Raw genomic sequence first — 20,284 nt, forward strand, 5'->3', positions numbered from 1 at the left:
TGGTCGAGTGCCACCGCTCGGTCGCTCTGCAGCATCGCCACGATCGACGAACTCCAGTACGCCCGCGACCGTCCGGCGTCGTCGATCGCACCGGACTCGAGCGCCGCGGACAGCCACCGCCGCGCCTCCGAGAGGCTGCAACTTGCCAGCCAGTAGAAGTGCAGGGACGTCACGATCTCGATCGCCGGCGCGGTGAGCTCCCCGTCGCTCCTCCCGTACGCGAGCGCCGCCCGGATGTTCTCCCGCTCGGCGTGGACGGCGTCGTACACCGCCTGCTGGCGTGGGCCGAACCAGCCCTGCCGGAACTCGACGGCGAGCCGTCGGCTCCGCTGCACGAACCGTTCCACACATTCCGCCCCCAGGTCCGACTCGGCCAGCCGCTCGCGCCCGAAGTCACGCAGCGTCACCAGCATTCGGTAGCGGCGGGTTCCGGACACGGTGTCGGACAACAGCATCGACTTGTCGACCAGGGAGGCGAGGATCAGCCGCACGTCCAGTTCGTGGTACGCCGGACCCGCGCAGACCTCGGCGGCTGCCGCCGCGGTGAAATCGCCCGAGAACAGCGACACCATCGCCCACACGTCCCGTTCCGGCCCGGTGAGCAGGTCGTAGCTCCATTCGACCAGTGCACGCAGGGAACGGTGCCGCGGATCTGCCGCACGGTTGCCCGTGGCGAACAACCGAAACCGGTCGGCAAGCATCTGCAGCATCTCGTCCACGCCGTACGCGCGGATCCGGGCTGCCGCCAGTTCGATGGCCAGTGGCACGCCGTCCAACTCCCGGCACAGCCGGTCGACGGCGGCCCGGTTGGCGGCCGTGACGGCGAATTCCGGAGACACCGCGTGCGCCCGCGCGGCAAAGAGTTCGACCGCCTCGGAGTCGCTCTCCCCCGCGCCCTCGGCTGCGTCGTCGGCAGGAGCGGGCAGCGTCAGCGGCGGCACCGGGTAGACGTGTTCGCCGCCCACCCCGAGGACCCGTTGGCTGGTCACCAGCACCCGCAGGCCACCGACGGTGTGCAGGAGCTCCTCCACGAGCGGGCCGCACTCCTCGACCAGGTGCTCGCAGTTGTCCAGCACGATCAGTGCCTCGCGATCGCCCCACGAGTCGGCGAGGCGGTCGGCGAGGGCGCGTGCCGGGTCACGTGAGGGAACCGGCTCGTCCCCGAGACCCACCGCGTCCGCGATCGTGCCGACGAGTTGCTCCGGCGCGAGCACGGCGCCGAGCTCGATCAGCCACACGGCGTCGCGCCAAGCCGAGTCCGACGCCGCCGCCAACGCCAGACGGGTCTTGCCCACACCGCCCGGACCGGTCAGCGTCACCAGCCGCGCGGCGGCCAAGAGCTCGCCGATCTCGGCAAGCGCGGCGCCCCGCCCGACGAAACTGGTCAGCGGCAACGGCAGCCGACGGGGGCGGGTCTGGCGGGAGGCCAACCCGGTGCGGTCGGCGGTGGCGCCCCCGCGCACGCTCCAACCCGACGGTGAGCCGTCCCATGCGGTCGCTGCGGCTGCGTCCGACGCCACGTCCGGCCCGGACGCCGGGCCGACGGGTAGGGCCATCTCGTCGATCGCCAACCCGCACTGCAGCTCGGCCTCACGCAGGGCGTTGCCGAATTCGGCGGCCGTGCGGGGGCGGGCGGACGGGCGACGCGACATCGCCGCTTCGAGGAGGGCGCACACGACGTCCGGGACCCCCTGCGTGCGCAGGTCCGGTATCCGATTCGCGGCGATCCGCAGAAACTGGGCGAGCGGCTCTTCGCCCGGCCTGCGTTCGAAGGCGGCGTGCCCCGTCACGAGGCAGAACAGCGTTGCACCGAGCGCGTAGACGTCCGACGCCACAGACGGGGCACCGCCCTCGAGTACCTCGGGCGCGGTGAAGGCCAACGTCCCGGTGACCGCACCCGCCGTGGTCTCGTACCCGCCGGCGATGCGGGCAACACCGAAGTCGGCGAGTTGCGGCTCGCCGTAGTCGGTGAGCAGGACGTTCGCGGGTTTCACATCGCGGTGCAGGATTCCCGCGCCGTGTGCGGTCTCGAGGGCGCCCGCCAACTTCACGCCGACCCGCAGCGCCGCACCCCAGTCCAGCGGCCCTTCCCGACGGGTCCTCGCCTCGAGCGAGCCGGCCGCGCAGAAGGGCATCACGATGAACGGTCGGCCGCTCGCTGTGACCTCGACCTGGTAGACCGCGACGATGTTCGGGTGGCCCGAGAGCCTCCCCATCGCGTACTCCTCGCGCAGGAAGCGTTCCCGATTCTCACGGTCGAGCGACGCCGAGAGCACCTTGACCGCGACCGTCCGTCCGAGGGCACTCTGTCGGCAGCGGTAGACGACGCCGAAGCCGCCGCGCCCGACCTCCTCGGAACCCTCGAATCCGGACGCGCTCAGCTCCGCGGCGATGTCCCCGGCCGAATCGAAACCGGGAAGGTCGTCCTGCGTCGCCGGTGGATCCGCGTCGGCCACGGCACGCTCTTTTCCTCGAACACCCGTGTCGCTGTCTGCTCAGCGTCTCCAGATTACCCGCGGCGGGCGCCCCGGAGACGTGAGCGAACGCTGCTGCCCCAGCGGCAGGTCGGGTCAGCGCCTGCTGGGGTCGTACCGGCCGAGTTGCACCGCCCGCACCAGCCGGCGCGGCACCCTGTGCACCACTGCGCCGACGGTCACCTCGACCAGGTCGGGGACCGTGGCCTTCCACTGGGACCGCCTGCTGCGGGTGTTCGAGCGGGACATCCTGCGCTTGGGGACTGCCATTGGTCGTTCTCCTTCACTTCTCTGGGCAGGGCTTTTCTCAGGTCAGGGCTTTTCTCAGGTCAGGGCCGACGTCGCCCGTAGCGGCGCTCGAACTTCTCCACGCGACCAGCGGTGTCCATCACCCGCGCCGCGCCGGTCCAGAAGGGATGCGACTCGCTGGTCACGTCGACCACGACGAGGGGGTAGCTGTTGCCGTCCTCCCACTCGGTGGTGCGGTCGCTGGTCACGGTGGACCGGGTGAGGAACCTCGTCCCGGTGCCCGCGTCCTGGAAGACCACCGGGTGGTAGTCGGGGTGGATGCCGTTCTTCATGATCGGGCCTCTCTGTCGGTGTCGTTGGTGTTGCTGTACTCGGCGTCCCGCGGCGCCCCGTCGACTGTCTCGCAGGGGTCCTCGTGCCACTGCCCGAACGGGTCGGGCCAGCGCGCCCAGTCGGCCTCGCGACGCAGTTCGTCGTCGGTGACCAGCGCGCCCCGCAGGGCGCGCTCGACTTCGGCGGGCTCGGCGGCGTGCACCAGCACCACCACCGACGTGTCCCGGTCGCCGAAGCGCTCGTCCCAGCGCAGCGCGGCCATCGCCCGCCGCGCAGTCGGCATCCGCTCCTGCTCCTGGGGCGTCATCGCGGCGAGCCAGCGGCCGGCGGACGCCACCCGCAGTCCGCCACCCGCGGACTCCAGCCACATCACGTGGTCCGGCTGCGTGGCCAGCCACAGCCGCCCGCGCGCGGTCACGACGCCGTCGAGCAGCAGGTCCACCGCGTCGTGCAGTCGCCCGGGGTGGAAGGGCCGGTCCGCGGCGAACTCGACGAGCGCGAGGCCGCAGTCCGCGGCCAGCGGAGGCTGCCCGCGCAGCAGCGGCGAGTGCGCGTCGCGTCCCTCCCCCCGCCGGGCGTGCGGCGGGACTCGGCGCAACAGCTGCTCGGCTTCGACCTCGCCGGCGTCGTCGACCCAGTCGATCGGCGCCGACGGGGCGAGGCGCACCAGGGCGGCGTGCAGCTTCGCCTGCTGCCAGCCGTCGGCGCCGCGGGCGGACACCACGACCGCGTCGGCGTAGTCCACCTGGCCGACCACCACCTGCGCGACGGTCCGCTCGTCGTCCGGGCTCGCGTTCAGTCCGCGGTCCGCGAGGTCGTCATCGCCGGTGGCGTCGTCGAACCAGCTCTCGGCGTCGACGCAGGTGAGCACCGCCTCGACCCGAACGTCCCGCGAGGCCGGGCCGTCGATCTGGCCCACCACCCCGACCACCGGCACGTGCTCGACGGCCCAGCACACCGCCTCCGGCTCGAGCGTCCGGTCCAGGTGCAGCACGATCCGCCGCACCGAACTGCGGGCGTGCAGCCGGCGCAGCATCGGCAGCAGGTCCTCCCGGAGGGTGCAGGACACGCAGGCGTGGGCCAGCTCCAGGATCTGAGTGTCGGTGACGCCGTCGGCGCCGGTCACCGCCCGGCGCACCACGCCCTCCCGCACCTGGCTCAGGTCGTGGTGCACCACCACCGTGCCCTCACCGGCCAGGGACCCGACCGCGGCCTGCACCGCCTCCGACCATCCCGCCACCACCACGAGCGGTGTCCGCTGGTCGCCCACCACATCACCTCTTTCGACAACGATTGTCATTACGTAGAGGGGACGTTACAGTGCCATCCTGTCGTTGTCGAAAATGATTGTCATCTCAATGTGAGGTGACGAAGGAGGTCACCATGTCGGCGCACTGCCAGGTCACCGGACGCAGGCCAGGGTTCGGCAAGTCCGTCTCGCATTCGCACACCCGGACCAACCGGCGCTGGGACCCGAACATCCAGAAGAAGACCTACTACCTGGCGAGCGCGGGCCGGCGGATCACCCTCACCGTCTCCGCCAAGGGCATCAAGACCATCGACCGGGACGGCATCGAGACCGTCGTCGCCCGGCTGCGCGCCCGCGGGGTCAAGCTCTGATGGCGCGAAACGAGATCCGGCCGATCGTCAAACTCAGGTCCACCGCGGGCACCGGGTTCACCTACGTCACCCGCAAGAACCGCCGCAACAACCCCGACCGCATGGTGATCCGCAAGTACGACCCCGTCGTGCGCAGGCACGTCGACTTCCGCGAGGAACGCTGATGGCCAAGAAGTCGAAGATCGCCAGGAACGAGCAACGACGGGTGGTCGTCGCCCGGTTCGCCGAACGCCGGGCCGAACTGAAGGACATCGTCCGGCGGCCGTCGAGCACCCCCGAGGAGCGGGCGGAAGCCCAGTCCGCACTGCAGCGTCAGCCGCGCGACGCCAGTCCGGTACGATTGCGAAATCGTGACGCTGCGGACGGACGTCCGCGAGGTCACCTGCGAAAGTTCGGGCTCTCCCGCGTGCGCGTACGCGAGTTGGCCCATCGCGGGGAACTGCCAGGCGTCCGCAAGTCCAGCTGGTAACACTCGATCGGTAAGGGAAGCAATGGCAGTCAAGAGAGCCCCGTCCAAGAAGCCCCGCGGCGCTGACGCGGGTCGCAAGCCCAAGAAGAACCCGCTCTTCGCGGCGAAGATCGAGCACGTCGACTACAAGGACGTGAACCTGCTCCGCACGTTCATCTCCGACCGCGGCAAGATCCGCAGCCGTCGCGTCACGGGCCTGACCCCGCAGCAGCAGCGTCAGGTTGCCGTCGCGGTGAAGAACGCCCGCGAGATGGCTCTGCTGCCCTTCACCAGCCGGTAGTCAGCCAAGTTTCCAGGCCAAGGCCGCGCAGTCCTCACGGACCGCGCGGCCTTTGTCGTTTCCCCGGCACCGAAATCCTTCGCCCGGCTACCGACTAGACTCGGCACGGTTTCGTTCTAGGAGGTCCCGCGGTGTCCGGTGTGTTCGCGGGCTTTCTGGTCATCTTCGTCATCATCGCCATCGGCTACGTCCTCGGCCGGACCCGGGTGCTCGGCGAGCACGGCGAGTTCGTGCTCAGCCGGCTGGTGTTCTTCGTCGCAACCCCCGCGCTGCTCTTCGACACCCTCGCCCGGGCAGACCTGTCGGTGGTGTTCTCCCCCACCCTGGCCGTCGCCGCCGCGACCGCATTCGCCGTCGGCGGCATCTACCTGGCGCTCGCGCTCGGCGTCATGCGCAAGGCCGTGCCGGAGGCGACCATCGGCGCACTGGCGGCCTCGTACGTCAACTCGGCGAACCTCGGCATCCCGATCTCCGTCTTCGTGCTCGGCGACGCGTCGTTCGTGGCGCCGCTGCTGCTCTTCCAGATCCTGGTGTACTCGCCGATCGCGTTGACCGCGCTGGACCTGACGACCGCCCGCAGCGGCGCCTCCCTGCGGGAGACGCTGACCACGCCCTTCAAGAACCCGATCGTCGTCGCCGGCGTCGCCGGACTGGCGGTCGCGCTGTCCGGATGGACACCCCCCGAGGCGCTCATCCAGCCGTTCCAATTGATCGGGGGCGCCTCGGTGCCGGGCGCGCTGCTGACCTTCGGACTCTCGCTGTACGGGGTGCGGGTGCTCCAGCGCGGCGTCAGTCCGCGCCGCGAGATCGCGCTCGCGTCCGTGCTCAAGATCCTGGTCCAGCCCGCACTGGCGTACCTGATGGGACGGTTCCTGCTCGGCCTGGACGGCCACGAACTGTTCGCGGTGGTCGTGGTGTCGACGCTGCCGACCGCACAGAACGTGTTCGTCTACGCCAGCCGGTACCAGCGCGGCACGGTACTGGCACGCGACGCCGCGCTGGTCACCACGCTGGCGTCGATCCCCGCCATCGGGTTCGTCGCCTGGGCGCTGGCCTGACGCCGCAACCCACGAAGCCGTAACCTACGTAGCCGTAGGTTACGGTACCGTAGGTCCGGCAGATCGACGGCACGAAATGGGGACGACATGCTCAGGCCCGACGTTTCACTCGACGACCAGCAGGGCGTCTACGACTTCTACCTGGACCATCAGCAGAATCCGCTGCTCGCAAGGCTGGCCTACGCGGCACTGAGCGCCCGGTACCGCCCGCGGGTCAGCTTCGCCCCCGGGGCGGAGGAGTCGATCCGGGCACTGCTCTCCGACGGCACCAGCCTGATCATCGCGGCCAACCATCTCACCGACAGCGACCAGTACATCCTGGCGGCGACCGCCTGGCAGACCCCGCTGCGGTCCGCGATCGGCCGGACCCGGGTGCTGGCGAAGGACGAACTGTTCCGGGAGCCGAAGCTGCGCAAGCGCATCGACATGATGGGCGGCATCCCCGTCTTCCGGAGCAAGAACCACGGGCTGCGCGCGGTCTCCGACGCGGGCCGACGCATGATGGAGATCTCCGCCGAACGGGTCCGCCGCGGTGACAGCCTGGCGATCTTCCCGGAGGGCACCTGCAACACGGAGGATCCCGCCCGCGTCCAGCACGTCAACAGCGGGATCGGACACATCGCCTCGCGGGCGGGGAAACTCGGCGCGACGCCGGCGCTCCTGCATCTGGGCATCAGCTACGGTCCCGCCACCGCAACCGTGAAGTCCGCGAGCGTCCACGTCGGGCACCCGGTGACCGAGATCCCGGCCAAGCCGATGGAGATCGCCCGGACCGTCCAGCAGCACCTGCAGGAAACGGTGGACGAGGCCCGGCGGCGGTACTGACTTCCCTACCTGCGCCGCAGTCGCATGTAGTCGCTGACGACCGCCGCACCGAGACCGTCCAGGTCCGGCGCGACCACCCGGCCGCCGACGCGGTGCGCCATCCGGTCCACCACCCGGGCCAGGCCGGGGTCGTCACCGAGCCGGAAGATCGTCACCTGGGCGCCGAGCCGGGCCACGTTGTCGAGTTCCCGGACGGTCAGGCCCAGCGTCTTGGGGTGCGGCGGGTAGTCGAAGAAGGCGTGGCCGTCCGGCTCGAGGTGCGCGGTCGGCTCCCCGTCGGTGACGATCAGCACCACCGGCTGGGCGTTCGGGTTGCGACGCAGGTGCCGGCCGGCAAGCAGCAGCGCGTGATGAAGGTTGGTGCCCTGGTCCCACGCCCCGTCCAGGCCGGCCAACTCGGACGGGGTGAGCTGGCGGGCCAGCCGCCCGAACCCGATCAGCTGCAGGTCGTCGCCGCGGAACCGGGTGGTGATCAGGTGGTTGAGGGCCAGGGCGGTGCGCTTCATCGGCACCCACCGGCCGTCCATCACCATCGAGAAGGACGTGTCCACGAGCAGCGCGACCGCCGCGTGCACCCGCTGCTCGGTCTCGGCGACCTCCACGTCGGACACCTGCAGGCGGACGGGCAGCCGGGGCCGCCCCGACGCCGACTCGCGCAGCACGGCATTGGTGACGGTCCTGGTGACGTCCCACGGCTCGGTGTCCCCGAACTCCCACTCCCGGCTCGCCCCCGTCGGTTCCCCCGTCGCGCCGGCCCGTTGGGTGTCGCGCTCGCCGCGGCGGCCCGAGAGGCGCCCGGCGACGTCACGCAACGCCGACTGCCCCAGCTGCCGCATCGCCTTCGGGGACAGCCGCCACTGGCCGTCGGCGCCGCGGTCGAGGAAGCCCTGCTGCTGCAGGGCCCGCTCTAGGTCGGCGAGGGTCCGGGTGTCGGCGGCGGCCTCCTCGCCGAGCTGACGCAGCAACGCCTCTGGGTCGATGTCGTCGAGCTGGGCACCCGCATATTCCTGCGAGAGTTGTTGTGCCAGTTGCTCGAGTTCGGCGATGTCCGCCAGTGCGCCGGTACCCTCACCGAGACCCATGCCGTCGTCCCCGCGGAAGCGTTGCCCGCCGCCCCAGTCCTCGCCGGGCCGCGCCGCCCGCAGGTTCGCGTCCAGCCGGTCCAGCTGACCGATCAGGCTCGGGCTGCCGAAGGCCTGCTGCGCCAACACATCCAACTCGGCGCGCTGCTCGTCGGTCAGCGAGTTCCGCAGTCGCTGCGCGGCCGCCGCCCGCCGGGCCAGCGAGTCCAGGAGTTCCTCGGTGTTGCGGGGGTTCTCGGGAAAGAAGTCGCCGTGCCGCTTCATGAACTCGTCGAAGTCCTGCTGACTGTCCTCTCCGCGAGAGTGCTTGTCCAGCAGGTCGTTCAGGTCCGAGAGCATCTCGTCGACGCGCCTGCGGTCCTCGTCGGTGGCGTTCTCGAGAGCCTCTTTCATGCCGGCGAAACGCTGGTCGAGCAGCTCCCGGCCCAGCAGGTCCCGGATCTTCTCGTAGTCCGCCTCGGCCTCGGGGCTGCGCCAGGTGTACTCCGACAGCTCGCGGACTGCCTGCGCGATGGACGGCGACAACTCGTCGAGCTGCAGCTCGGAGAACCTGGCGTCGTCGTCGAGCGCGCGAGCCAGTTCCTTGCGTTCGGCCAGGACCGCGCGGTCGAGCAGCTCGCGCACCTCCGCCAGGGTGCCGCCGAGATTGTTGCGTTCCAACAGCTCCCGCCGACGCCGATGCGCCTGCGCGGCGAGCTCGTCGAGGCCACGCATGTTCTTGCTGCCGCGGCGCAGCAGTTCGCGCAGCGCCCGGCGCGGGGACGACCCCTCCAGCACGTCGTTGCCGATCGCGTCCAGCGCCTCGCGCAGGTCCACCGGCGGCGCCAGCGGATCCGGGCCGCCGTGGTACGGGCCGTAACGCTGGTTCATCAGCTGTACACCAGCTGCCCGTCGTCGTCCGGGTCCTTGGCGATCCGCCGCGCCAGGTACAGGCCCTCGAGCGCCAGTTCCACGGCGGCCGCCCGGGCACCGGCGGTCTGCGCGCCGAGCCGGGTGGCCAGCTGGTCGAACACCTCGAGCTCGGGCAGCTCGCCGAGCAGGTCCTTGGCGGTGACCCGGGCGCCGGTGACCACCGGGCCGCCCGACTCCACCGCCGCCACCAACGGGCCCAGGTCCAGGCCGCCGAGCCGCTCGCGCACCGTGTCCGCGGTGGCCCGGCGCAACAGGTGCTCGAGCACCTCGAGCTCGCGGCCCTCCTCCCCCGACTCGAACTCGATCTTGCCGCGCAGCACCTCGATCAGGGTGCCCAGGTCCACCGGTCGCGCGGTCGGGTCGGCCTCGCCGAGCACCGCCCCCCGGTGCACCGCCGCCGCGCTGACGGTCTCCGCCGCGGCCACCGCGAACCGCGCCGACACCCCGGACCGCTGGTCCACCGACGGCGACTCCCGCAGCAGCCGGGTGAAGCGCGCAAGTATCTCGAGCAGGTGCCCGGGGACCTCCGCCCGCAACTGGGCCTCCTGCCCGACGACCGCGATCTCGTCGTCGAGTGCGTTCGGGTAGTGGGTGCGGATCTCGGCGCCGAAGCGGTCCTTGAGCGGGGTGATGATCCGCCCGCGGTTCGTGTAGTCCTCGGGATTCGCACTCGCCACCAGCAGCACGTCCAGCGGCAGCCGCAGCGTGTATCCGCGGACCTGGATGTCGCGTTCCTCCATCACGTTCAGCAGTGACACCTGGATCCGCTCGGCCAGGTCGGGCAGCTCGTTGACCGCGACGATGCCGCGGTGCGCGCGCGGCACCAGTCCGAAGTGGATGGTCTCGGGGTCGCCGAGGCTGCGGCCCTCCGCGACCTTCACCGGGTCGACGTCGCCGACCAGGTCCGCCACCGACGTGTCCGGGGTGGCGAGCTTCTCCGAGTACCGCTCGTCGCGATGCCGCCACACGACCGGCAGCTCGTCGCCCATCTCGGCAGCTCGCCGGATCGACGCGGGGGTGATCGGCTCGTACGGGTGCTCGCCGAGCTCGGAGCCGGCGATCACCGGCGTCCACTCGTCGAGCAGCAGCGGCAGCGTCCGCAGCAGCCGGGTCTTGCCCTGCCCGCGTTCGCCGAGCAGCACGACGTCGTGGCCGGCGATCAGCGCCCGTTCCAGCTGCGGCAGCACCGTGTCACCGAAGCCGACGATCCCCGGCCAGGGGTCGCGGCCGTCGCGCAAAGCCGCCAGCAGGTTCTCCCGGATCTCGTCCTTGACCGGGCGGGTGACGTGCCCCGACGCGCGCAGCTCACCCAGGGTGCACGGGGCGGGCGGCGACGTGGGCGCGTCGGCGTTCGTGGTGCGAGAAGCGGGGCTCGAGGCAGTCACCCCACACACGCTACGAGCGTTCGCCGGATTCGGCACTGACAATCCCCGGACCGGGACGAGACGACGCGTTTCGGCGCGTCCTGCGCGACACTTCCGTGACCGTCGTTGCCCGATGCGGTCCCGCGATCCGGAGTAACTTCCCGCATGTGCGGGCCATGCCACGCCCGCGTGAAGAGTGGGGAGAACGCCGTGACCGACGAACCCGACGACAACACCGCACCCCCGGCCGACAAGGCGCTGCTGGCAGTGGCCGCCGTCCTGCTCGCGCTGCCCCTCGTCGCGATCCTGTGGGTGCCGTTCTACGCCCGCAAGGATCCCGAACTGGGCGGGGTGCCGTTCTTCTTCTGGTACCAGTTCGCCTGGGTGTTCCTCTGCGCGGCCGCGACCTGGGCCGCGTACCGGCTGGTGCTCAAGGCCCGGCCGCACCGGCCGATGCGCGGGTCCGCCGACGACGGCGACGCCCGGTGAGCACGCTGACCGTGCTCGCCGACGCGGACAACAAGACCGGCGTCGACACGGTGGCCCTGGCCGTGCTGATCGCACTGTTCGCCCTGGTGACGGTCCTGGGGTTCCTGGCGTCGCGGTGGCGCCGGGCGTCGAACCTGCAGAGCCTCGACGAGTGGGGCCTGGGCGGGCGCAGCTTCGGCACCTGGGTGACGTGGTTCCTGATCGGCGGCGACATCTACACCGCCTACACGTTCATCGCGGTGCCGGCCGCCATGTTCGCGCTCGGTTCGGTCAGTGGCTTCTTCGCGATCCCGTACACGATCATCCTGTACCCGATCATCTTCGTGTTCATGTCCCGCCTGTGGTCGGTGAGCCACCGGCACGGCTACGTCACCACGGCGGACTTCATCGGCGGCCGGTACGGCTCCAAGGGGCTCTCGCTGGCGATCGCGCTCACCGGCATCCTCGCGACCATGCCGTACATCGCCCTGCAACTCGTCGGCATCCAGGCGGTGCTGGAGGTGATCGGCATCGGCGGCTCGGACAACGTGATCGCCCGCGACCTGCCGCTGCTGATCGCCTTCGCCGTGCTGGCCGCGTACACCTACTCGTCGGGGCTTCGGGCGCCCGCGATCATCGCCTTCGTCAAGGACACCCTGATCTACCTGGTGATCATCGTCGCGGTGATCTACCTGCCGTCCCGGTACGGCGGGTGGGCGCACATCTTCGACGCCGCCGAGACCAAGATGTCGACCCCGAACCCCACGACGGGCAAGCCGACCGGGTCGTTCATCCCGAACAGCCAGCAGTACTGGGCGTACGCCACCCTCGCGCTCGGGTCCGCGCTGGCGCTGTTCATGTACCCGCACTCGGTCACCGCGACCCTGTCGTCGAAGTCGCGCAACACGATCCGGCGCAATGCCACCATCCTGCCCGCCTACAGCTTCCTGCTCGGCCTGCTCGCGCTGCTCGGCTGGGTCGCCATCGCCGCCGGCACCAAACCGGTCGGCCTGGACGGGAAACCCAACGCCCAGTTGGTGATCCCGCAGCTGTTCGAGGACTCCTTCCCGTCCTGGTTCGCGGGCGTCGCGTTCTCGGCGATCGCGATCGGCGCCCTGGTCCCGGCGGCGATCATGTCGATCGCGGCGGCAAACCTGTTCACCCGCAACGTGTACCGCGAGTGGTTCCGGCCGTCGGCGACGCCGGCGCAGGAGGCGAAGGTCAGCAAGGTCGTCTCGCTGTTCGTGAAGTTCGTGGCGCTGATCTTCGTGCTGACCATGGACAAGCAGAACGCCATCAACTTCCAGCTGCTCGGCGGAATCTGGATCCTGCAGACCTTCCCCGCCATCGTGTTCGGGCTCTACACCCGCTGGTTCCACCGGTGGGCGCTGCTGGCCGGCTGGGCGGTCGGGATGGTCTACGGCTCGGTGGCCGCCTACAACGTGTCCTCGCCCACCGCCGCGCACTTCGCCGGCTCGGTGGCCTCGATCCCCGGCATCGCGCAGATGGGCTACATCGCGCTCACCGCATTCGTGGTGAACATCGTCGTCGCTGCGGCGGGGACCCTGGCACTGCGGGCGGCCAAGGCGCCGTACGGGGTGGACACCACCATCAAGGGCGACTACTTCGCCGACACCGGCGACCCGAAGGTCCGGCCGTTGCCCGCCACGCCGGCCGAGGCCTCGCCGAGTCCCTGACCGACGCCGCACCGGCCCCTACACTCTGCCCATGGAGACCTGGCTGCTGCCCACGGTGCTCGGACTCGGCCTGGCGGCGGCCACCGGTCTGCGCACCTTCCTGCCGCTGCTGATGCTCAGTGCGGCAGTGCACTTCGGGCTGTTCGGCATCACACTCGGCGAGTCGTTCGCCTGGGTCGGGTCGACGGGCGCACTGGTCGCGCTGACCGTCGCGACCGCCGTCGAACTGGTCGCCGACCTGATCCCGGTGGTGGACAACGCCCTCGGCGTGTTCGGCACCTTCACCCGGCCGATCGCCGCGGCCATCGCCGCGGGCGCGGTGTTCACCGACCTCGGCCCCACCGGCGCGGTGATCGCCGGCATCATCGTCGGTGCGCCGACCGCCCTGGCGTTCAGCGCCGCCCAGACCGGCACCCGGGCGGCGAGCACGGCCGGCACCGCGGGGCTGGCGAACCCGGTGATCTCGGTGGTCGAGGACGTCCTGTCCTTCGTCCTGGTCCTGGTCGCCTTCCTGCTGCCCCTGCTGATCCCGGTGCTGCTGGCGTTCCTGCTGTGGTTCGCGTGGAAGGGCGTGCGCCGGGTGCAGGCGCTGCGGCGCGCGTAGGTCGCGCCGCCGTCGCCCCTGCGCCTGTCAGCCCGGGATCTGCCGGGCCAGGCCGTTGCGGCGGAAGTCGGAGAACTGGCTGCTGTCCGAGCAGAAACCGCAGTTCTGGCCGAAGAACTCGGCGCGCGCGTTCTGGTCGTCCATCAGCCAGTACCGCAGCCACGCCGTCGACGGGGCCCGCATGTCGCCGCCGGAGATCCCGGTGCCGAAGTGGGTGGCGCCGCGCAGTTCCGCGTACTCGGCGGGAACGTGGTCGGCGTCGTTGTACATGCCCTTCACCAGGATCGGCCACACGATCGCGTCGAACTGGCCGGCCAGGTACAGGACCGGTTCGTCGATCAGGTCGACGTCGTTGAGCGGTCCCGGCTGGATCGCGACCGCCGTGTCCACCCGGGGGTCGACGGCAGCGTTGACGGCCGCGGAACCGCCCTGCGAATGACCGGCGGATCCGATCCGGTCCAGGTCGACCTTGCCGAAGAAGACGCTGGACGGGTCGGCGTTGAGCTGCTCGGCGAGGTCGATGCCGCCGCGCATGGTGATCGCGAAGTTGGTCATGGGCGTGTTGGCGGCGACCACGATGAAGCCGTGGCTGGCGTAGTGGCGCAGCAGCACGGTGTAGGCACCCGGCACCACGCCGGTGCCGTTGCCCCAGATGACCACGGGGTGCTTCTCGCCGTGCGATCCCATGTTCTGCGGGTAGTACAGGGTGTGGACCAGGCCGACGCTCACCTCCGGGGTGTACGGCCCGGCAGCGCCCCAGTTCCGGCCGACGCTCGGGATGCCGTCCGCCTGAGCCGGGGTGGCGACGGCCGTCATGGCCAGCGCCGCAACCGTGGTCGCCATCGCGGCGGCGAGGATCCTGCGGACGAGGGCGGTGCGGGTGTCGTATCTGCGCATGCGCGAACATCTTCCCTTCGGCGGTCGCCTTCGACAGGCGAGGGTGGCAACCGGGTCAGCCGGCTTCGGTGGCGCTGACGCGGACCTGCCTGTCCGGCAGGTGAGGTGAAAGGTATTCCCCGCACCGCCGCCGCACAGCGGAAGACCGAACTGGGACGAACCTTGTGCCCGAGCACAATCCGGCGGTGCCGACACTGGCCCGCATGCCCAGGATCGGCGCTACCGGCGGGCGGCCTCGACGGCCAGCGCCAGCTCCACCATCTGCCGAGGATCGCCGATGGAGCGGCCGGTGAGTTCCTCGATCCGACGCAGACGGTTGAGGACGGTGTTGCGGTGACAGAACAGTGCGCCCGCCGCGACCTGCGCCGAGCCTCCCGCGTCGAACCAGGCGGTGAGGGTTGCGAGCAGCAGCTCCCGTTCGGCCCGTGGCAACCGGAGCACCGGGCCCAGGACGACCGTCCGCAGCCGCTCGGCGAGGTCCGACTGGGCTGCCACCAGCGCGGCGGGCAGCCGCTGGTCGAGCACCACCACCTCGTCGCCCGCGGCCACACAGGTCTGCAACGCGATCTCCGCCAGCCAACGCGCCCTGAACAATTCGGCGGGCGAGCCGACCACCGGGCTCACGCCGGCCCGCACCCCGGGCACCCCGAGCGCCCGGACCGCGTCGCCGAGATCGCCCGAGCCGAGCGTGATCAGGCCGACCTCGTGGTCGGCGCGGATCCGCCACATCACCTGGAAGCCGTCCGACCGCGGGCCTGCGTGTGCGGATCCCACCCCGCGTCCGTCCGACCGCACGACGGCCACCGCGTAGCGGCCGCGTTCGGCCAGGCCGAGGAAAGCCGACGCCTCCGCGACCAGGCCCGCGCCGCCGCCGGCCGGCAGGTCGGCACCCGGACCGCCGAGGAGGACGTCGAACAACGCGTTGCGGCGCTCGATGTCGCGGGCCAGTCGCTCCGACTCCGTCTTCTGGTAGGCGTCCGCGACCGCCCCGGTCATCAGGTCCACGATGTCCCAGAGGTCACCGACGCACGGCAGCAACTCGGGCAGCGAGGCCGGGTCCTCCTGCCGCACCGTCTCGACCATGGCCTGCCACAGCAACCGGCAACCGCGGCGATAGGCGTGCTGCAGCGAGGCGAGCGGCAGCCCCTGCTCGGCGCGGACCCGTCCGGTCCGGGCGGCGTCGGAGAGGTCCACCGGCCGGTCCGCCGACCGCGCGCGCATCGAGGCCGTCGCGTGTCGCAGGTTGTGCAGGATCGTCTCCCGCAGTTCCGCGGGTTCGATCAGTGCCGCGTAGGCCGCGTCCTCGGCCAAGATCTCCTCGGCCAGAACGCCTGCGATCGCGGGCAGCCGACGGGCGAGGGACTTGTCCACGGCGGTGAGGATGTGCGCTGCCGTGTCCCGGACGACCACCACCACGCCGCCTCTCCTCGCCCGACCGTGCCCGCACCACGGGGAAAGGGCGGGAGCAGCAGAATAGCCCGGCGGACAGTCCGTGCGGGTCGTTCCGCGGCCGAGCGGCCCTGACAGACTGGTCACCATGGCCGACACCGAGATCACCTTCACCAGCGGCGACGTCACCCTGCACGGCAGCTTCCTCCTGCCCGACGCGGTGACGGGACCGGTCCCCGCGGCGCTGCTGCTTGCCGGCAGCGGCCCGACCGACCGCAACGGCGACAGCGCGCTGCTGCCCGGCGACATCGGTACCCTGCGCTTCCTCTCCGAGACGCTGGCCGGGGCCGGCATCGCGAGCCTGCGCTACGACAAGCTCGGCAGCGGCGAGACCGGGCTCGGCCCGTACGAGGTCGAGGACGTCGCCGGGCTCGGCTTCTCAACCTTCGTCGACGCGGCCGCGAACGGCCTCGATTACCTTGCGGCGCAACCGAACATCGACGCCGACCGCCTGCTGGTGATCGGGCACAGCGAGGGCGCGCTGGTCGCCCTCGCGCTGGCCGTGGCCGACGACGCCCCCGCCGTCGCCGGCCTCGGTCTGCTCGAACCGCTCGCGGTCCGGCTGCTCGACCTGCTGACCCGGCAGATCAACGACCAGGTGGACGCCGCCGCCGGCGCGGGCGCCCTCCCTCTGGAACTCGCCGACGAACTGCGCACCGCGCTGACCGAGGCGGTGGAGTCGCTGCGCACCGACGGCACCCTGCCCGACGACCTGCCCGAGCCGCTGCGGATGGCCGGCTTCGTCCCGGTCAACGCCAAGGCCCTCGCCGAGGAGGACGCCCTCGACCCCCGCGAGCTGGCGGCCGCGCTGCCCGCCGGGCTGCCGGTGCTGACCAGTTGCTCGGCACGCGACACCCAGGTCTCGGACGCCGACGTGGACGCGCTGGACGCGGCACTGGCCGGGACGGCCCTGACGTCGGTGCGGATGACGACGGCGAACCACGTGCTCAAGGAGATCGGCGAGCGCGACTCCACCGGCGCCGACTACATCGAGGACCTGCCGTTCTCGGCCGAGTTCGCGGCCGGGTTCAAGGACTGGATCGCCCGCTTCTAGTTCCGCGCCGCCGTCCGCCGAGTGTGCACTTCTGTCCGTGCGCACTCGGCCGACGCACCCGCAAGTGCACTCTCGGCGGGCTGTGGACAAACGCCGACGTTGTCCACAATTGCGGAACCTGTCCGCCGACCGGGTGAGCCGTCCGCCAGTCTCGAGGGATGGGGGAATTCGATGAACCGTTTCCGGGAGGTGTCGCCGTCGCGACGGGCGCACTGACCGATCGCCAGTTGCGCCACGACACACCCGGCTGCATCGAGATGTCTACATCACCAAGGGAATTGGCCTCGGCGCCCTGATCCGGGCGCGGGCCGCCGAGACGCTCGACGCGCTCTGCAACGCCACCGGCACGACGCCCTCCCCGATCGCGGCCGTGCCCGAGAAGCACCGTGACACAAGGGGAATCGTGCAGCTCCGCCAGGTCCTCGAACTGGTCGACGACGGACTGCCGCGGCCGCAGACACAGGTCGAGATCCGGGACCGGCCCGGACGGATCTTCGCCCGCTCGGACGTGGGCTGGGCACGCGGAAGGTGCTCGTCGAGTACGACGGTGCCCGTACCTGCACACTCGGGCCGACGCGCCGCGGAACGATACCGAAGTGCGGATGTCGCTACCGTGCTGTAGCGTTCTCGCCTAACCACCGATGCCTAGAGGAAAGGGACGGCCCACAGTGAAGCAGTTTGCGCATTCTTGCGTTGCACATTTCTACGTTGCACGCAGCGGCGCCGTACCCATGTGGCTCTGCCACTCCCAGGCAATGCGTGGACCCCGAGAACACTCCTGACGTAACGGAACTGTTCTCGGCACCCGGGCAATCGCCCCGGGTGCCGTTCTTCTAGCTACCCCAAACTTCTCGAGATCGTCGCTACCGAAAGCACTCTCGAAACTGCACAACAAGGAGATCCACATGAAGCTTCGTATCCACACCCTGGCCGCGGTCCCGCCGCTGGCCGACCTGCCCGCCGACCTCTCCGGCCAGGTCATCACCCTCGACCTGTCGCACACCGACACCCACCAGCGGGCCGCGGCCACCGACCTGGCCCGCGAACTGCTCGACCGCGGCGCCGCCCGCATCGTGATCTCCGGGTCGGCCGCCTGACCTCAGTCCGCGCGAGTGTGCACCTTCCGGGGCGTCGGACCAGGAGAAACGCCGAGAGGCGCACACTCGACGGAATCGAGCGCGCACCTCTCGGCGAACGATTTGGACTGACGGTCAGGTCAGTGGGCGAAGTGCCGGGCCCCGGTCAGGTACATCGTGACGCCGGCCTCGCGGGCGGCCTCGATGACCTCGTTGTCACGAACCGAACCACCCGGCTGCACGACCGCCTTGACGCCCGCGGTCGCGAGCACCTGGAAGCCGTCCGGGAAGGGGAAGAACGCGTCCGAGGCGCCCACCGAACCGGCGACCCGGTCCCCCGCGCGCTGCACGGCCAGGTGCGCCGAGTCGACACGGTTGACCTGGCCCATGCCGACGCCCACCGAGGCGCCGTCGTGGGCGAGCAGGATCGCGTTGGACTTCACGGCACGGCATGCGCGCCAAGCGAATTCGAGATCCCTCAGGGTTGCGGCGTCGGCCGCGTCACCGGTGACGAGGGTCCAGTTGGCCGAGTCGTCGCCCTCGGCGTCGAGCACGTCCCGCTCCTGCAGCAGCGCGCCACCGGAGATCGGGCGCAGCTCCACGCCGGTCGCGTTCGGAACCGCGGCCTCGAGCACCCGCACGTTCTTCTTGCGGGCCAGCACCTCGACGGCGCCGGGGGCGTAGGACGGCGCGATGACAACCTCGGTGAAGATGTCGGCGACCTGCTCGGCCATCTCCACGGTCACCTCGCGGTTCGCCGCGATGACGCCACCGAACGCACTGACCGGATCGCAGGCGTGCGCCTTGCGGTGCGCCTCGGCGATGTCGGCGCCGACGGCGATGCCACAGGGGTTGGCGTGCTTGATGATCGCGACCGCGGGCTCGGCGTGGTCGAAGGCGGCGCGCCAGGCGGCGTCACCGTCGGTGTAGTTGTTGTACGACATCTCCTTGCCGTGCAACTGCTTCGCCTGCGCGAGTCCCGCGGCGGCCGCCGGGTCCTCGTACAGCGCGGCGGCCTGGTGCGGGTTCTCGCCGTAACGCAGGACCGCGGTGCGGTTCCAGCTCGCACCGGCCCACTCCGGGAACTGGGTGTCGGAGTCGGACGCGACGAGGGTCGAGGTCATCCAGCTGGCGACCGCGACGTCGTAGGACGCCGTGTGCTGGAACGCCTGCGCCGCAAGGGCGGTGCGCTCCTGCAGGGTGAATCCGCCGGCCGCGACCGCGGCGAGGACGTCCTCGTAGCGGGCCGGGTCGACGACGACGCCCACCGAGGGGTGGTTCTTCGCGGCGGCGCGCACCATCGACGGTCCGCCGATGTCGATCTGCTCGACGCACTCGTCGGGCGTCGCACCGGACGCGACGGTCGCGGTGAACGGGTAGAGGTTCACCACCACCAGCTGGAAGGCCTCGATGCCGAGGTCCGCGAGCTGCGCGAGGTGGTCTTCCTTGCGGGTGTCGGCGAGGATGCCGGCGTGCACGCGCGGGTGCAGGGTCTTGACCCGCCCCTCGAGGCACTCGGGGAACCCGGTGAGCGACTCGACCGGCGTGACGGGGATGCCCGCGTCGGCGATCTTCGCCGCGGTGGAGCCGGTCGAGACCAGTTCGACCCCGGCCTGGTGCAGCCCGGTGGCCAGTTCAACGAGGCCCGTCTTGTCGTAGACGCTGACAAGTGCGCGGCGCACAGCCTTACGTTCGGTCACTTCGGGATCACGGCCTTTCGTCCATCGGAAATAACACCTCGGGTGGCGACCGCGGCGAGCACCTCGACCAGCAGCCGGCGTTCCACAGTCTTGATTCGCTCGTGCAGCGAGGCCTCGTCGTCGTCGTCGAGGACCGGCACCGCTTCCTGCGCCAGCACGGGTCCGGTGTCGACGCCGGCGTCGACCAGGTGCACGGTCGACCCGGTGACCTTCACCCCGTACGCCAGGGCGTCGGGCACCGCGTGCGCGCCGGGAAACGACGGCAGCAGCGCGGGGTGGGTGTTGACGATCCGGCCACCGAAGCGAGCGAGGAACTCGGGCCCGAGGATCTTCATGAACCCGGCGGAGACGATCAGGTCCGGGGCGTGGGCATCTACGGCCTCGGTGAGCGCGTGGTCCCAGGCGGCACGGTCGGCGTGCTCGCGCAGCGCGACGCGGAAGTCGGCGATGCCGGCGGCGCGCGCGTGGAGCGCGGCGTCACAGTCCCGGTCGACGCCGACGGCCACGATGCGGGCTGGGTAGTCGTCGACCGCGGCCGCGACCAGCGACTGCAGCAGGCTTCCGGTACCGGAAGCGAGGACCACGACCCGGGCCGGCGTGGAAGCGCCGGGCCGGAAGTACTCACGCGAGGCTGTCAGCGCTCTACTCCTGTGTGCGGACCATCGGCCGGAAG

The 20,284-nt window shown here is 70.9% G+C and carries 21 protein-coding genes; 11 read left to right on the forward strand and 10 right to left on the reverse strand.

What is annotated here, in order from left to right; translation table 11 throughout:
* The 4 genes from RT2_RS02000 to mrf form a co-directional block, all read right to left on the reverse strand.
* Positions 1-2,456, reverse strand: a 2,456-nt coding sequence (locus RT2_RS02000; RefSeq protein ID WP_072842862.1) for a protein kinase domain-containing protein, incomplete at its 3' end; no start/stop codon positions are given.
* Positions 2,457-2,570: 114 nt separating this feature from the next.
* A complete protein-coding gene (rpmF, locus tag RT2_RS02005; RefSeq protein ID WP_072842863.1) occupies positions 2,571-2,744 on the reverse strand; it encodes a 50S ribosomal protein L32 in 174 nt (57 codons plus the stop codon).
* A 59-nt stretch (positions 2,745-2,803) separates the two neighbouring features.
* Positions 2,804-3,055 (reverse strand): type B 50S ribosomal protein L31, encoded by a 252-nt coding sequence (locus RT2_RS02010; protein WP_072842864.1) that lies wholly within the window; start codon positions 3,053-3,055, stop codon positions 2,804-2,806.
* Complete coding sequence (gene mrf / locus RT2_RS02015) at positions 3,052-4,356, reverse strand: ribosome hibernation factor-recruiting GTPase MRF (protein ID WP_083577015.1); 1,305 nt, start codon at positions 4,354-4,356, stop codon at positions 3,052-3,054. Before mrf ends, RT2_RS02010 begins: the two co-directional genes overlap by 4 nt.
* An 83-nt stretch (positions 4,357-4,439) precedes the next feature.
* Between mrf and rpmB the strand changes: the two genes are divergently transcribed.
* The 6 genes from rpmB to RT2_RS02045 all read left to right on the forward strand — a co-directional run bounded on the left by rpmB (position 4,440) and on the right by RT2_RS02045 (position 7,308).
* Positions 4,440-4,676, forward strand: coding sequence for a 50S ribosomal protein L28 (rpmB, locus tag RT2_RS02020; RefSeq protein WP_072843209.1), 237 nt, complete (start codon positions 4,440-4,442; stop codon positions 4,674-4,676).
* Positions 4,676-4,840, forward strand: coding sequence for a 50S ribosomal protein L33 (gene rpmG, locus RT2_RS02025; protein WP_072842866.1), 165 nt, complete (start codon positions 4,676-4,678; stop codon positions 4,838-4,840). The genes rpmB and rpmG overlap by 1 nt, the downstream gene beginning before the upstream one ends.
* Positions 4,840-5,145 carry a 30S ribosomal protein S14 gene (rpsN, locus tag RT2_RS02030; RefSeq protein ID WP_072842867.1) on the forward strand — a complete coding sequence of 102 codons (306 nt, stop codon included), beginning with the start codon at positions 4,840-4,842 and terminating at the stop codon, positions 5,143-5,145. The genes rpmG and rpsN overlap by 1 nt, the downstream gene beginning before the upstream one ends.
* A gap of 22 nt (positions 5,146-5,167) precedes the next feature.
* Positions 5,168-5,425 carry a 30S ribosomal protein S18 gene (gene rpsR / locus RT2_RS02035; protein ID WP_072842868.1) on the forward strand — a complete coding sequence of 86 codons (258 nt, stop codon included), beginning with the start codon at positions 5,168-5,170 and terminating at the stop codon, positions 5,423-5,425.
* A gap of 131 nt (positions 5,426-5,556) precedes the next feature.
* Positions 5,557-6,483, forward strand: a complete 927-nt coding sequence (locus RT2_RS02040; protein ID WP_072842869.1) for an AEC family transporter — start codon at positions 5,557-5,559, stop codon at positions 6,481-6,483.
* Between the two features lie 87 nt (positions 6,484-6,570).
* Entirely contained in the window at positions 6,571-7,308 is a 738-nt protein-coding gene (locus RT2_RS02045) for a lysophospholipid acyltransferase family protein (protein ID WP_072842870.1), read from the forward strand.
* A gap of 5 nt (positions 7,309-7,313) precedes the next feature.
* Here the strand turns inward: RT2_RS02045 and RT2_RS02050 are convergent, their stop codons facing one another.
* Both RT2_RS02050 and RT2_RS02055 read right to left on the reverse strand, forming a co-directional pair.
* Entirely contained in the window at positions 7,314-9,260 is a 1,947-nt protein-coding gene (locus RT2_RS02050) for a VWA domain-containing protein (protein ID WP_072842871.1), read from the reverse strand.
* Positions 9,260-10,615: an ATP-binding protein gene (locus tag RT2_RS02055; protein WP_072843210.1), complete on the reverse strand. Its 1,356-nt coding sequence runs from the start codon at positions 10,613-10,615 to the stop codon at positions 9,260-9,262. The genes RT2_RS02050 and RT2_RS02055 overlap by 1 nt, the downstream gene beginning before the upstream one ends.
* Positions 10,616-10,876: 261 nt before the next feature.
* Between RT2_RS02055 and RT2_RS02060 the strand changes: the two genes are divergently transcribed.
* From RT2_RS02060 to RT2_RS02070, 3 genes are read left to right on the forward strand one after another with little or no spacing between them, the layout of a single operon-like run.
* The gene (locus tag RT2_RS02060) at positions 10,877-11,155 is read left to right on the forward strand and encodes a DUF3311 domain-containing protein (protein ID WP_072843212.1); all 279 of its coding nucleotides are present in this window, start codon (positions 10,877-10,879) and stop codon (positions 11,153-11,155) included.
* Positions 11,152-12,831 (forward strand): monocarboxylate uptake permease MctP, encoded by a 1,680-nt coding sequence (gene mctP, locus RT2_RS02065; protein WP_083577018.1) that lies wholly within the window; start codon positions 11,152-11,154, stop codon positions 12,829-12,831. The genes RT2_RS02060 and mctP overlap by 4 nt, the downstream gene beginning before the upstream one ends.
* 31 nt (positions 12,832-12,862) lie before the next feature.
* Positions 12,863-13,435, forward strand: coding sequence for a DUF4126 domain-containing protein (locus tag RT2_RS02070; RefSeq protein ID WP_072842872.1), 573 nt, complete (start codon positions 12,863-12,865; stop codon positions 13,433-13,435).
* Between the two features lie 27 nt (positions 13,436-13,462).
* Here the strand turns inward: RT2_RS02070 and RT2_RS02075 are convergent, their stop codons facing one another.
* Positions 13,463-14,332 (reverse strand): alpha/beta hydrolase family protein, encoded by an 870-nt coding sequence (locus RT2_RS02075; protein ID WP_245709125.1) that lies wholly within the window; start codon positions 14,330-14,332, stop codon positions 13,463-13,465.
* Between the two features lie 219 nt (positions 14,333-14,551).
* Positions 14,552-15,748: a PucR family transcriptional regulator gene (locus RT2_RS02080; protein ID WP_072842873.1), complete on the reverse strand. Its 1,197-nt coding sequence runs from the start codon at positions 15,746-15,748 to the stop codon at positions 14,552-14,554.
* Between the two features lie 121 nt (positions 15,749-15,869).
* Between RT2_RS02080 and RT2_RS02085 the strand changes: the two genes are divergently transcribed.
* A complete protein-coding gene (locus tag RT2_RS02085) occupies positions 15,870-16,835 on the forward strand; it encodes an alpha/beta hydrolase family protein (RefSeq protein WP_072842874.1) in 966 nt (321 codons plus the stop codon).
* Between the two features lie 905 nt (positions 16,836-17,740).
* Positions 17,741-17,932, forward strand: a complete 192-nt coding sequence (locus tag RT2_RS02090) for a hypothetical protein (RefSeq protein WP_072842875.1) — start codon at positions 17,741-17,743, stop codon at positions 17,930-17,932.
* 119 nt (positions 17,933-18,051) lie between these two features.
* On the opposite strand, the gene purH is transcribed toward RT2_RS02090, so the two are convergent.
* Together purH and purN are read right to left on the reverse strand one after the other, a co-directional pair.
* Entirely contained in the window at positions 18,052-19,611 is a 1,560-nt protein-coding gene (gene purH / locus RT2_RS02095; protein WP_072842876.1) for a bifunctional phosphoribosylaminoimidazolecarboxamide formyltransferase/IMP cyclohydrolase, read from the reverse strand.
* On the reverse strand, positions 19,608-20,249 hold the full coding sequence (gene purN / locus RT2_RS02100; protein WP_072842877.1) for a phosphoribosylglycinamide formyltransferase: 642 nt from the start codon (positions 20,247-20,249) through the stop codon (positions 19,608-19,610). Before purN ends, purH begins: the two co-directional genes overlap by 4 nt.
* Between the last annotated feature and the right edge of the window lie 35 nt (positions 20,250-20,284).

Origin of the sequence: Rhodococcus tukisamuensis NBRC 100609 (assembly GCF_001894985.1) — a bacterium.
In the GTDB taxonomy this organism is placed as follows: Bacteria; Actinomycetota; Actinomycetes; order Mycobacteriales; family Mycobacteriaceae; genus Rhodococcus_G; species Rhodococcus_G tukisamuensis.

What these genes read in the sequence shown, in the direction of transcription:
- RT2_RS02075 (WP_245709125.1), bottom strand. Translation starts at nt 14,332, where the DNA reads ATGCGCAGATACGACACCCGCACCGCCCTCGTCCGCAGGATCCTCGCC.
- RT2_RS02070 (WP_072842872.1), top strand. Translation starts at nt 12,863, where the DNA reads ATGGAGACCTGGCTGCTGCCCACGGTGCTCGGACTCGGCCTGGCGGCG.
- RT2_RS02085 (WP_072842874.1), top strand. Translation starts at nt 15,870, where the DNA reads ATGGCCGACACCGAGATCACCTTCACCAGCGGCGACGTCACCCTGCAC.
- RT2_RS02050 (WP_072842871.1), bottom strand. Translation starts at nt 9,260, where the DNA reads ATGAACCAGCGTTACGGCCCGTACCACGGCGGCCCGGATCCGCTGGCG.
- mrf (WP_083577015.1), bottom strand. Translation starts at nt 4,356, where the DNA reads ATGACAATCGTTGTCGAAAGAGGTGATGTGGTGGGCGACCAGCGGACA.
- rpsN (WP_072842867.1), top strand. Translation starts at nt 4,840, where the DNA reads ATGGCCAAGAAGTCGAAGATCGCCAGGAACGAGCAACGACGGGTGGTC.
- rpmF (WP_072842863.1), bottom strand. Translation starts at nt 2,744, where the DNA reads ATGGCAGTCCCCAAGCGCAGGATGTCCCGCTCGAACACCCGCAGCAGG.
- RT2_RS02090 (WP_072842875.1), top strand. Translation starts at nt 17,741, where the DNA reads ATGAAGCTTCGTATCCACACCCTGGCCGCGGTCCCGCCGCTGGCCGAC.
- rpmB (WP_072843209.1), top strand. Translation starts at nt 4,440, where the DNA reads ATGTCGGCGCACTGCCAGGTCACCGGACGCAGGCCAGGGTTCGGCAAG.
- rpsR (WP_072842868.1), top strand. Translation starts at nt 5,168, where the DNA reads ATGGCAGTCAAGAGAGCCCCGTCCAAGAAGCCCCGCGGCGCTGACGCG.
- RT2_RS02045 (WP_072842870.1), top strand. Translation starts at nt 6,571, where the DNA reads ATGCTCAGGCCCGACGTTTCACTCGACGACCAGCAGGGCGTCTACGAC.
- RT2_RS02010 (WP_072842864.1), bottom strand. Translation starts at nt 3,055, where the DNA reads ATGAAGAACGGCATCCACCCCGACTACCACCCGGTGGTCTTCCAGGAC.
- rpmG (WP_072842866.1), top strand. Translation starts at nt 4,676, where the DNA reads ATGGCGCGAAACGAGATCCGGCCGATCGTCAAACTCAGGTCCACCGCG.